This window comes from Rhizobium sp. R634 (genome assembly GCF_002211305.1).
Taxonomy (GTDB): Bacteria; Pseudomonadota; Alphaproteobacteria; order Rhizobiales; family Rhizobiaceae; genus Rhizobium.
Map to the genome: position 1 here is coordinate 146,815 of NZ_LOKW01000027.1, position 12,012 is coordinate 158,826.

12 protein-coding genes are annotated in these 12,012 nt (G+C 62.6%); 10 read left to right on the forward strand and 2 right to left on the reverse strand.

The window, feature by feature from the left end:
• Nucleotides 1-3: 3 nt before the first annotated feature.
• The 10 genes from ATY77_RS28225 (at nt 4) to ATY77_RS28270 (ending at nt 11,196) form a co-directional block, all read left to right on the forward strand.
• Nucleotides 4-1,002: an ABC transporter permease gene (locus ATY77_RS28225; RefSeq protein ID WP_088689796.1), complete on the forward strand. Its 999-nt coding sequence runs from the start codon at nt 4-6 to the stop codon at nt 1,000-1,002.
• Nucleotides 1,002-2,174 (forward strand): ABC transporter permease, encoded by a 1,173-nt coding sequence (locus tag ATY77_RS28230; RefSeq protein ID WP_190233693.1) that lies wholly within the window; start codon nt 1,002-1,004, stop codon nt 2,172-2,174. The genes ATY77_RS28225 and ATY77_RS28230 overlap by 1 nt, the downstream gene beginning before the upstream one ends.
• Nucleotides 2,175-2,270: 96 nt before the next feature.
• Nucleotides 2,271-3,479, forward strand: coding sequence for a glycosyltransferase family protein (locus ATY77_RS28235; protein WP_088689797.1), 1,209 nt, complete (start codon nt 2,271-2,273; stop codon nt 3,477-3,479).
• 9 nt (nt 3,480-3,488) lie between these two features.
• On the forward strand, nt 3,489-4,736 hold the full coding sequence (locus ATY77_RS28240) for a glycosyltransferase (RefSeq protein ID WP_088689798.1): 1,248 nt from the start codon (nt 3,489-3,491) through the stop codon (nt 4,734-4,736).
• The gene (locus ATY77_RS28245; protein WP_088689981.1) at nt 4,733-5,872 is read left to right on the forward strand and encodes a glycosyltransferase; all 1,140 of its coding nucleotides are present in this window, start codon (nt 4,733-4,735) and stop codon (nt 5,870-5,872) included. Before ATY77_RS28240 ends, ATY77_RS28245 begins: the two co-directional genes overlap by 4 nt.
• Nucleotides 5,873-5,991: 119 nt before the next feature.
• A complete protein-coding gene (locus ATY77_RS28250; protein WP_088689799.1) occupies nt 5,992-6,687 on the forward strand; it encodes a YafY family protein in 696 nt (231 codons plus the stop codon).
• A 66-nt stretch (nt 6,688-6,753) separates the two neighbouring features.
• A complete protein-coding gene (locus ATY77_RS28255) occupies nt 6,754-7,125 on the forward strand; it encodes a VOC family protein (protein WP_088689800.1) in 372 nt (123 codons plus the stop codon).
• 3 nt (nt 7,126-7,128) lie between these two features.
• A complete protein-coding gene (locus tag ATY77_RS28260) occupies nt 7,129-7,581 on the forward strand; it encodes an EVE domain-containing protein (protein ID WP_088689801.1) in 453 nt (150 codons plus the stop codon).
• Between the two features lie 336 nt (nt 7,582-7,917).
• Nucleotides 7,918-10,632, forward strand: a complete 2,715-nt coding sequence (locus tag ATY77_RS28265; protein WP_088689802.1) for an ABC transporter ATP-binding protein — start codon at nt 7,918-7,920, stop codon at nt 10,630-10,632.
• 96 nt (nt 10,633-10,728) lie between these two features.
• Nucleotides 10,729-11,196: a cyclic nucleotide-binding domain-containing protein gene (locus ATY77_RS28270; RefSeq protein ID WP_004679746.1), complete on the forward strand. Its 468-nt coding sequence runs from the start codon at nt 10,729-10,731 to the stop codon at nt 11,194-11,196.
• A gap of 6 nt (nt 11,197-11,202) precedes the next feature.
• Here ATY77_RS28270 and ATY77_RS28275 read toward each other — a convergent pair whose 3' ends face one another.
• Together ATY77_RS28275 and ATY77_RS28280 are read right to left on the reverse strand one after the other, a co-directional pair.
• On the reverse strand, nt 11,203-11,493 hold the full coding sequence (locus ATY77_RS28275) for a type II toxin-antitoxin system RelE/ParE family toxin (protein WP_088689803.1): 291 nt from the start codon (nt 11,491-11,493) through the stop codon (nt 11,203-11,205).
• The gene (locus ATY77_RS28280; RefSeq protein ID WP_088689982.1) at nt 11,490-11,951 is read right to left on the reverse strand and encodes a hypothetical protein; all 462 of its coding nucleotides are present in this window, start codon (nt 11,949-11,951) and stop codon (nt 11,490-11,492) included. The genes ATY77_RS28275 and ATY77_RS28280 overlap by 4 nt, the downstream gene beginning before the upstream one ends.
• Between the last annotated feature and the right edge of the window lie 61 nt (nt 11,952-12,012).

A 12,012-nucleotide genomic window follows, 5' to 3' on the forward strand; every position in this document is an offset into this window, starting at 1 on the left:
GGCGTGCTCAGATACATTCTCTGGCGCATCGCCGCCATGGTGCCGACGCTCTTCGTCATTTCGGCGCTGGTTTTCACCATCATCGAGCTGCCGCCCGGCGACTTCTTCGAGAGCCAGATCGCCGAGCTGCGCGCCTCCGGCGAGACCGCCAACCTCCAGGAAATCGAGGAGATGCGCCAGCAATACGGCTTCGACAAGCCGGAGATCGTGCGCTATTTCTACTGGGTCGGCGGCATGCTGCACGGCGATTTCGGCTATTCCTTCGAATATCAGCTGCCGGTTTCCGACGTGGTCGGCGACAGGCTGTGGCTGACGATCCTCGTCTCTTTCACGACGATCCTGCTCACCTGGCTGATCGCCTTTCCGATCGGCATCTATTCGGCCACGCATCAGTATAGCTGGGGCGATTACGGACTGACTTTCCTCGGGCTGCTCGGCATCGCCATCCCGAACTTCATGCTGGCGCTGATCCTGATGTATTTCGCCAATGTCTGGTTCGGGCTCTCGATCGGCCACCTGATGGACCAGCAATATCTCAACGCGCCGATGAGCTGGGAAAAGGCGAAGTCGATCCTCGCCCATCTCTGGATTCCCGTCATCATCGTCGGCACCGCCGGAACGGCCGGCATGATCCGGCGGCTGCGTGCCAACCTGCTCGACGAGATGCAGAAGCAGTATGTGACGACCGCCCGCGCCAAGGGCCTGCATCCGATGCGGGCGTTGGTCAAATATCCGCTGCGCATGGCGCTCAACTTCTTCGTCGCCGATATCGGCTCGATCCTGCCATCGATCATTTCGGGCGCCGAGATCGTCGCCATCGTCCTATCTCTGGAGACGACGGGGCCGATGCTCATCAAGGCGCTGCAGAGCCAGGATATGTATCTCGCCGGCTCTTTCCTGATGTTCCTCGCGTTCCTCAACGTCATCGGCGTGCTGATCTCGGACATCGCGCTCGGCTTCCTCGATCCCCGCATCCGTCTGCAAGGCAGGAGCACCAAATAATGTCGCCCCTTCCCGCACCCGGCGCGCCGCTGCCTCACTACGTCTCGACCGCGCCTTTCGATCCGCACGCGACCGAAAGCATGACGGCGGCGCAATCGCGCATCCATCTCGCCTCGCAGAAGCGGCTGATGTGGTGGAAGTTCAAGCAGCACAAGCTGGCCTTGATCTCCGGCATCTTTCTCGCCGTCGTTTATCTGATGATCCTGATCGTCGAGTTCCTGGCGCCCTACGGCCTGCATACACGCAACGTCGATTTCATCCATGCGCCGCCGCAGCGCGTCCATTTCTTCGACAAGGGCAGCTTCGTCGGTCCCTTCGTCTATGGCCGCAGCATGACGCTCGATCTCGACACGCTGCATCGCGTCTATACCGACCGGCCGAACGACGTGCAGCCGATCCGCTTCTTCTGCCGTGGCGATTCCTACAAGTTCTGGGGCCTCGTCACCTCGAACTACCACCTCGTCTGCCCGGCGATCGGCGGCCAGATGTTCCTGCTCGGCACCGACCGGCTCGGCCGTGACGTCCTTTCGCGCATTCTCTACGGCGCGCGGATTTCGCTGACGATCGGCCTCATCGGCATTGCCATCAGCTTCGTGCTCGGCATCGTCATCGGCGGCCTTGCCGGTTATTGGGGCGGAATTTTCGATCTCATCGTCCAGCGCCTGATCGAGGTGCTGCAGTCGCTGCCGAGCCTGCCGCTGTGGATGGCGCTGGCCGCGATCATGCCGGTGACATGGAGTCCGATCGTTATCTATTTCGGCATAACGGTCATCCTCGGCATCATCGACTGGACGGGTCTTGCCCGCGCCGTGCGCTCGAAGCTTCTGGCACTGCGCGAGGAAGATTACGTGCAGGCCGCGCAACTGATGGGCGCCAGCACGCCGCGCATCATCGGCCGGCATCTGGTGCCGGGTTTCATGTCGCATCTCATTGCCTCGGCGACGATTTCGATCCCCGGCATGATTCTCGGCGAGACCGCGCTGTCCTTCCTCGGCCTCGGTCTTCGCCCACCGATCACCAGTTGGGGCATCCTGCTGACCGAAGCAAAAAGCGTCAGTGTCATCGCCTTCTATCCTTGGCTGCTCTTTCCGATCATTCCTGTTGTTCTTGTCATTTTGGCGTTCAACTTTCTGGGAGACGGCTTGCGTGATGCGGCAGATCCCTACAAATAGCGGAAAGCTCGGCGGCGCCTTCCGGCACCGCCCCCGCCTCGTGGCCTCCGGACGGCGGGGGTGCTAACTATGTTGTTCACCCCAGAGGGAACGCCTATGGCCAGACGTCTCGAAGATGCGCGCATCCTCATGTACAGCCACGACACCTTCGGGCTCGGTCACCTGCGCCGCTGTCGCACCATCGCCCACGCGCTGGTGGAGGATTATCGCGGTCTCAATATCCTGATCATTTCGGGTGCCACGATCGCCGGCGCCTTCGACTACCGCGCCCGCGTCGACTTCGTGAAGATCCCGAGCGTCATCAAGCTGCGCAACGGCGAATATACGTCGCTCGCCAGCCACATCGACCTGCACGAAACGCTGAAGATGCGCGAATCCAGCATTCGCCACACCGCTGAGACCTTCCAGCCCGACATCTTCATCGTCGACAAGGAGCCGATGGGGCTGAAGGGGGAGGTCGAGGATACGCTTGCCTATCTAAAGGCCCGCGGCACCGTGCTGGTGCTAGGCCTGCGCGAGATCATGGATGCGCCGCATCTGCTCGAGGCCGAGTGGAAGAAGAACAGCATCATGCAGAAGATCGACCAGTATTACGACAGCGTCTGGGTCTACGGTCCGCCCGACTTCTACGACCCGCTGATCGGTCTCGACGTGCCGGCCAGCCTGCGCCGGAAGATGGATTTCGTCGGCTTCCTTCAGCGCAGCGTCTCCAGGGGCAAGAGCTCGATCAACGCCCGTAAGGATAATTACCTCCTCGTCACCACGGGCGGCGGCGGCGACGGCTCCGATCTCGTCCACGACGTCATGAACGCCTACGAGGCCGATCCGACGCTGACGCAGAAGGCGCTCGTCGTGCTCGGACCCTATATGCCGGCGGCCGAGCGCGCCAAGCTGGTGCAGAAGGGCGAAGCGATCCCCTATATCGAGGTGATCGAGTTCGACAATCACATGGAAGAACTGATCGCCGGTGCCACCGGCGTCGTCGCCATGGGCGGCTACAACACCTATTGCGAGATCCTCTCCTTCGACAAGCCCGCCCTCATCGTACCGCGCGTCAAGCCACGAGAGGAGCAGCTGCTGCGCGCCATACGCGCCAGCGAGCTCGGCCTCATCGATATGCTGCTGCCGGAACAATCTGCCGATCCGGCTGTCATGGCCGAGGCGCTGAAGCGTCTGCCCTCCCGCCTGCCGCCGTCGAAGAGCGGCAGCAACATGCATCTCGAGGGGCTGGATCACATTTCGCAGACCGTCGGCCGGTGGCTCGACGGGCGCGGCAGCCACCTTGCCCTCGTCGGCGCAGAATAGGGCCCAGCCTTGCCGCCACGCCGCAAGATCCTCGTCGTCCTGAAAGGCTATCCCCGCCTTTCGGAAACCTTCATCGCTCAGGAGCTGCTCGGCTTGGAAAAGGCCGGCTTCGACCTGACTCTGATTTCGATGCGCCGGCCGACCGACAAGAAGCGCCATCCTGTGCATGACGAAATCCGGGCGCGCGTCGTCTATCTGCCGGAATATCTTCACGAGGAGCCGATCCGGGTGCTGAAAGGCCTGATCGCCGGCTTCTCCAAGCCGGGCTTCAAGGCCCTGATAAAGCGCTTCCTCGCCGACCTCAGGCGCGATCTCTCCCGCAACCGCTTCCGCCGCCTCGGCCAGGCGCTGGTGCTGGGACGCGAATGGCCGGATAGAGGCGAGTGGCTACATGCCCATTTCATCCATACGCCGGCCTCGGTGACGGAATATGCGAGCATGCTGACGGGAACACCCTGGAGCTGTTCGGCGCATGCCAAGGACATATGGACCTCGCCCGACTGGGAGCTCACCGAAAAGCTGAAGAGCGCCCGCTGGACCGTCACCTGCACCCGGACGGGCTACGAGCACATGCGCATGCTGACATCGCGCAAGGATGCGGTGCATTTGAGTTACCACGGTCTCGATCTCGCCCGTTTCGCCCACTTTGCCGGCGAGCGTTCGCAGCGCACCGGCAATGACCCGGACGATCCCGCCCTCATCCTGAGCGTCGGCCGCGCCGTCGAGAAAAAGGGTTACGATGTGCTGCTGCGCGCGCTCGCCCTGCTGCCCGCCGATCTGCACTGGCGCATGGACCATATCGGCGGCGGCGAGGCGCTCGCAAAGCTGAAGGCGCTGGCCAGCGAGCTCGGCCTCTCCGGCCGCATCGTCTGGAAGGGCGCCATGGCGCAGGAAGACGTGCTCGATCACTACCGCCGCGCGGACCTCTTTGCGCTCGCCTGCCGGATCGCCGCCAACGGCGACCGCGACGGTCTGCCGAACGTGCTTGTCGAAGCCTCGAGCCAGCGGCTCGTCTGCGTTTCGACCGCCGTGTCCGGCGTGCCGGAACTGCTGAGGGACGGCGAAAACGGGCTTGTCGTGCCGCCGGAAGATCCGGCACTGCTGGCCGAGGCCCTGACGGCAGCGATCCGCGATCCGGTGCTGCGCAAGCGTCTCGGCGATGCGGCTGAACGGCGGGTGCGCGAAGAATTCGACTACCATTCCAGCATCCGACAGCTCAGCGGCCTGTTCGAGGCCGAATGGCAGAAGGCCTCATGACGACACCGCGCATCTTCTTCTACGTCCAGCACCTGCTCGGCATCGGCCACATCGCCCGCGCCAGCCGCATCGCCAATGCGCTCGTCAAGGACGGTTTCGACGTCACGGTCGTGACCGGCGGCCTGCCGGTACCGGGCTTTCCCGGCGAGGGCGTCAAGACCGTGGCGCTGCCGGCGGTCGTTGCCAGCAATGCCGGTTTCTCCGGCCTAGCCGACGCCGAGGGCCGGCCGGCCGGCGAGGATTTCCTCAGCACGCGCCGCGACCTGCTGCTCGACGCCTTTCATGCCGCAAGGCCCGATGTTGTGATCATCGAAGCCTTTCCCTTCGGCCGGCGGCAGATGCGCTTCGAACTGCTGCCGCTGCTTGCGGCGATCGACAAGTCCGAACCGCGGCCGAAACTCTTGAGCTCGGTACGCGACATCCTGCAGGAAAACCGCAAGGCCGGCCGCGACGCCGAGACGGTCGCGCTGGTCAGGGACCATTTCGACGCCGTGCTGGTCCACGGGGACCCGAACTTTGTCAGGCTTGAGGACACCTTTCCGCTGACAGCCGAGATCGCCGACAAGCTGCTTTATACCGGCCTCGTCGCACCGCCGGCGGCGCCGGAACCGAGCGAGACATTCGACATCATCGCCTCGGCGGGCGGCGGCGCGGTCGGCGCCGAGCTGATCGGCGCCGCGAAAGAGGCGGCGGCGATGCTGCCGGATCAGCTTCGCTGGCTGCTGATATCAGGCCCCAATCTGCCGGAGGCCGATTTCGCTGCGCTGTCGCAAAATGCGCCGCAAAACGTGACGCTGATGCGCTTCCGCAAGGATTTCCCCTCGCTGCTGCGCGGCGCCAAGGTCTCGATCTCGCAGGCGGGCTACAACACGGTCGGCGATCTCTTGCGCACCGACTGTCGGGCCATTCTCATTCCCTTCGTCGCCGGCGGCGAGACCGAGCAGACGGTGCGCGCAGAACGCCTGCAGGCGCTTGATCTCGCCGAGATCCTGCCAGAAACGGGGCTGACGTCAGGCCATGTCAAGGAAGCCGTCGAAAAGGCGCTGACAGCACCAGGGCGCGGCGCGGTATCGCTCGATCTCGATGGGGCGGAGAAAACGGCCGGCATCATCCGCGCCATTCTGGCCGGCAATTGAAAGCTTTGAGGATCTCGATGAGCGCCCGCGGTTAAAGAAGCGGGCGCACGGCTTCGGCAAAAACGGCAAATTTCATCCTGCCAGTATCTGGCAGCAGCAAGCCTGTATAAGCTTACCCCATGTCCCGCTCTGAACGCCTTCTCGACCTTCTCCAGGTATTGCGCCGCCACCGCCGGCCGGTCAGCGGCGGGGTGCTGGCCGACGAGATCGGCGTCAGCATCCGCACCCTCTATCGGGATATCGCCAGCCTTCAGGCCCAGGGCGCGGCGATCGAGGGCGAACCGGGCGTCGGTTATGTCCTGAAACCGGGATTTCTCCTGCCGCCGCTGATGTTTCCGCCTGAGGAAATCGAAGCGCTCGTGCTCGGCTCCCGATGGGTGGCGGACAGAGGGGACGATCACTTACGCGATGCGGCGCGAAATGCGCTGGCGCGGATTGCCGCCGTGCTGCCGCCCGAATTGCGCGACGCATTGGAGGCCTCCGCCCTTCTGGTGGGTCCAGGCGTCAAACTCCCTGCCGACTCGGTCGATCCGGCCCTGCTGCGTAAGGCGATCCGCACCGAACGCAAGCTTTCCCTGTCCTATAGCGACGGCGCCGGCGTAGCGTCGGAGCGTGTGGTGTGGCCCTTCGCGCTTGCCTTTTTCGACCAGGTGCGCCTACTCCTCGGCTGGTGCGAACTCCGTCAGGATTTCCGCTCGTTTCGCACGGATCGAATCGTTCATGCGCAAGCGCTCGACGCGCGTTATCCCAAGCGCCGGCAGACGCTGCTGAAACAATGGCGGGAGATCCAGGGAATATCGCATCGAGACGTATGATACTGCCAGAATTTGGCAGTGTCTGGTCATAAGGTTCTGTTGTCCAACGAACAACAGGAGACCCTTATGACCGCCAGCAACAGCATTCTTCTCTATGTGACCGACGCGCCGGCGAGCGCCCGCTTCTATGCCAAGCTGCTCGGCAAGGAGCCCGTGGAAGCGAGCGAGACCTTCGCCATGTTCATCTTGCCCTCCGGCCTGGGGCTCGGTCTCTGGGGCAAGGCGGGCGTTGAGCCCGCGCCGGCAGCGGCAGGCGGCGGCTCCGAAATTGGGTTCAAGGTCGCCGCGACCGACATGGTCGATGCAACCCACGCCGACTGGCGGGCCAAGGGCGCGAATATCGTCATGGCCCCGACCGATCTCGATTTCGGCCGAAGCTTCGTCGCCGCCGATCCTGATGGGCATCGCCTGCGCGTCTACACCGTGACGGAGGTTTGAGCCATGGCCAAAGCCTGGATCGCCGTCGCCTCCGCAGAGCATGTGCGCATCGGCCGTCAAGCCGGCTTCATGCAGGTCTGCCACGGCAAGGCATCACCCCTCAGGCGGATCACGCTTGGGGACCGCGTGATCTATTATTCGCCCACCGTGGTCTTTGGCGGCAAGGACCGCCTTCAGGCTTTCACCGCGATCGGCATGGCCCGCGACCGCGCGCCCTACCAGGTGGAGATGGAAAGTGGTTTCAGGCCCTGGCGGCGGGATGTCGATTGGCAGCCTGCAGAGGAAACCCCGATCCGGTCGCTGCTCGGCCGGCTCGCCTTCACGAGGGCCGGCCCCAATTGGGGCTATCAGCTCCGCTTCGGTTTGTTCGGCATTGGCGAGGAGGATGCAGATATGATCGCGGAAGCGATGAGCCATGCCGATCCAAATACCATGCTTCGCAACGTCGCGGCTTGAACCTGACCGCCCGGACCAATGACCGGCCCCCGGATTTTTTCCGGGGGTTTCTTTGCTCGCAGCGTCGACTGCGGCATGGTTGCAGACCGACTCGGGGATAAAATTATCCAGCAATTGCAAGCCTTACCGCCTCTTTTGCACGTCTTTTCAGACGCTCGGCGCTGTAATCCAAAAATCCTGTGATATAAGCAATGTTCCGGCGAGAATCGGCACGTCTGCAGCCGGTCGCTTCGCCTTGTATTCATTGCGATATCGGCGGTCCGGCTGCATGGTACTGTTCTCAGAATTCCTCCCCATCCCGGCCCCCGGAATTTCCCAGCAAGCTGACGGTTAGCCATGGAAAAAAGCCTCGCCCGCTACATCTGGAAGAACACGCGGCTGCAGCAGCTGTGGATCCTGGCCGTCGTCGCCGCCTCGATGATTCCCTATTTCCTGTCCTTCGATCTGCCCAAGCAGATCGTCAACGGGCCGATCCAGGGCGATGGATTCGAAGGGCCGGGCGCCACACAGAAGTTCATGCACATCGCCTACGACATTCCGCTGATCGGCCATGTCGAATTCTTTCAAGGCCTGGAGCTCAACCGCTTCCAGATGCTGATGGCCCTCAGCCTCGTGTTCCTGGCGCTCGTGGTGCTGAACGGCCTCTTCAAATTCTATATCAACACCTATAAGGGCCGGCTCGGCGAACGCATGCTGCGCCGCATCCGCTTTGAGCTGGTCGATCGTGTGCTGCGTTTCCCGCCCGCCCATTTCAAGCGGGTGAAATCGGCCGAGATCGCCACCATGATCAAGGACGAGGTGGAGCCGATGGGCGGCTTCACCGGCGATGCCTTCGTCTCGCCCGCCCTTCTCGGCGGCCAGGCGATCACGGCACTTGCCTTCATCATCGTGCAGAATTTCTGGCTCGGCATGATCGCCGCCGGCATCGTCGGCGTGCAGGCGGTCGTCATTCCGCGCATGCGCAAGCGCCTGCTGGAGCTCGGCCGCCAGCGGCAGCTGACGGCGCGCGAACTTTCCGGCCGCGTCGGCGAGATCGTCGATGGCATCGGCACGATTCATGGCAACGACACGTCCAACCTCGAACGTGCCGATATCGCCTGGCGGCTCGGCCGCATCTTCTCGATCCGCTACGACCTTTACCAGTGGAAATTCCTGGTGAAGTTCATCAACAACTTCCTCGCCCAGGTCACGCCTTTCCTGTTTTACGCGATCGGCGGCTATCTGGCGCTGCAGGGCCGCCTCGACATCGGCCAGCTCGTCGCCGTCATCTCAGCCTACAAGGACCTGCCCGGGCCGCTCAAGGAGCTGATCGACTGGGACCAGATGCGCCAGGACGTGCAGGTGAAGTACCAGCAGGTCTATGAGCAGTTCAACGTTGAGCCGCTGATCGACAGCCAGATCCAGGAACTGGCGACGGCCCCCGTCGGAGCGTTGACCAGCGCGCTTGTCGTCACCAATCTCTCCGTCTCCGACGACAGCGGCGCCCGTCTCGTCGATCATGTCTCCGTCGAGATCAAGCCGAACGAGACGGTTGCGATCGTCGGCCCGAACGGCAGCGGCGCGGAAGCCTTCGCCGAAGCGCTCGGCCGTATGGTCTGGCCGGATTCCGGCCGCATCACCATCGATGGGCGCGACTTCCTTGATATGCCGGAATCGATCACCGGCCGGCGCATCTCCTATGCTTCGGCCGACACCTTCTTCTTCCACGGCTCGCTCGCCAGCAACCTGCTCTATGGTCTCAAGCACGCGCCGATGACCGACCCCGTCTATGACGAGAAGGAAGCGCAGGAATATAAATGGCATTCCGCCGAGGCGGTGAAAGCAGGCAATCCGACGCTCGACCTCAATAGCGACTGGGTGGACTACAAGGCGGCCGGCGCCAACGGGCCGGAAGACTTGTTGAAAGCGATCCGCCCGGTGCTCGACGCCGTTCTGATCTCGCAGGACATCCTCGACCTGGCGCTGCGCTCGAACGTTAATACCGACGTGCATGTGGCAGTCAGCGACCATGTCGTGGCCTTGCGCGCCTCGCTGAGAGACCGGCTGCGCGACGAGGGGCTCGACGGCATCGTCGTGCCTTTCGATTTCGACGCCTATAACGCCCAGGCGACGGTTGGCGAGAACCTGCTCTTCGGCACGATGAAGCGGCCGCTGATGACCAACCGCAGGCTGGCTGCGCACCCCTATTTCCAGCAGCTGTTCCGCGAGACGGGTTTGAGCACCGATCTCTACGCCATGGGCCTCGAGATCGCTGAGAACGCGGTGGAACTCTTCCACGACCTGCCGCCGGACCATCCCTTCTTCCAGCAGCTGACCTTCATGACGGCGGACGATATTCCGACCTATCAGGCGCTGCTGCAGAAGCTGCAGAGCCGCCGCTTCGAGGACGCCACGCCGGAGGAACGCTCCGCCATCATCCGGCTGAGCTTTGCCTATATCGAACCGCGCCACCGCTTCGGCTTGCTGACGAACGAGCTGATGGACAAGATCGTCAGCGCCCGCAAGCAGTTCCACGAGCATATTCCGGCCGATCTCGCCGAGCTGATCGAGCGTTACGACGCCGAGCGCTTCACCCCGTCGGCCAGCCTGATGGACAATGTGCTTTTTGGCCGTATCGCCTATCAGCAGGCCGATGCCTCCGACCGCATCCGCGCCATCATGGGTGAACTCTTCGACGCGCTCGACCTTTATGACGACGTGCTGTCGATCGGGCTGGAATTCGATGTCGGCTCGGCCGGCAAACGACTGACGATGGTGCAGCGGCAGAAGCTGAATCTCGCCCGCGCGCTTTTGAAGCGCTCGGACTATTTCATCTTCAACCGGCCGCTTTCTGCGCTCGACCAGCGCGTCCAGGATCAGATCACCCGCAACATCATCAAAGACCTGCATGAGGAAGGCCACCGGCCGGCGATCATCTGGGTACTCACCAATGCGCGCCTCGCCGAGATGTTCGACCGGATCCTGCTGTTCGACCGCGGCGGCCTGGCGGAGGCTGGCAACTATCCGGAACTTTCCGAGAAAAACGGTATGTTCAAGGAACTGTTATCGTAATATTCTATTGGGGCGGCGATGTAGGCGTTCCCGGGGGAATGCCGGAGTTTGAAGGCGTCTGGTCTCGCGGCCCGACGTCAGGGGATTGAAACGCTCATGCTGTTGAGAGACGAAGTCGAAATGCTGCGGCGGGTGCCGATCTTTTCAAGGATTGCGCCGGCCAAGCTCAAGCTTTTGGCCTTCACCTCCGACCGAATGACCTACAAGGCCGGTCAGGATCTCTTTCACCAGGGCGATGTCGGCGACGCCGCCTATGTCATCCTCTCCGGCAGCGCCGACATCATCGTCTCCTCGCCCGCCGGCGAGATCAAGGTCGCCGACGTCGAACTCAATTCCATCGTCGGCGAAATCGCCATCCTTTGCGACGTCTCGCGCACGGCAACGGTGCGCGCCACCTCGCCGCTCGAAGTGCTGCGCATCAGCAAGGAGCACTTCCTGAAGCTGCTCAGCGACTTCCCCGAAATGGCGGTCGAAATCATGCGCGTGCTCGCCGACCGGCTGAACCACACCACAGCGGAACTGACCGCAGCCCGGGCGGCAAAGCAGCCGCAGATGGCGCAGTAACGCTTTTCAGGATTTCGGCGGCCATCGCTGCGCGCCGTGAAGAAGGCGCAGTATTTCCACTCTCCGCGCATGTCTGTCGAGGCGATAGATCAGCAGAAATGCGGTACGTGGAATGACCAGTTCCCGCGTTCCCTCGAGACGGCCGGCGCGTCCTGCTTCGGGGTGATCGACGAGCATTTTTGCCTGATGACGGATGACATCATCCAGTACGATTGCAGCCGTTGGATTCTGGGTAAAGATGTGCCGGATCTGCCTTTCCCGATCCACAAGAGCCTGCGCCAGCCATCTGACAATCAAGCTTTATCTCCGGATTGCAGCTGCGCGAGCAGTTCGGCCCGAAGCTTATCCATCTGCTCTTCGGCATCCTCCGCACTGATCCAGACCGCATTCGGATCATCGGCTTCCCGGATCGCTTCCTCGACCTGTTCGCGGAACCACTTGTCGTATTCCGCCGCCTCATGGGTCCGACGCAGCGCGGCGGCCCGATCCGGCCGCGAAGCTGTCTCGGGAGCGTAATCGGCCGCATCGACATCGAACTGCGAAATGCCGACATCCTTCAGATAGGAAACCAAGGTATCCATGCGCTTGAACAGACGCACCTGCCGGCTGCGCTGGGCGGCGAGCGGGCGCTCGGCCTTGCCGTAACGGATGACGACGGACCAGCCGCCGGTTTTGCCGACGACATGCGCGGCATCGACCGCTCCTGCTTCGACAAGGCGGGAGAGGGTCGAATGATCGATGGTTTCCGGGGTCATGGGCATATCCTCGCTGATGGCGATCATATGCAATTAATTATAGATTGCAATGCAATTAATA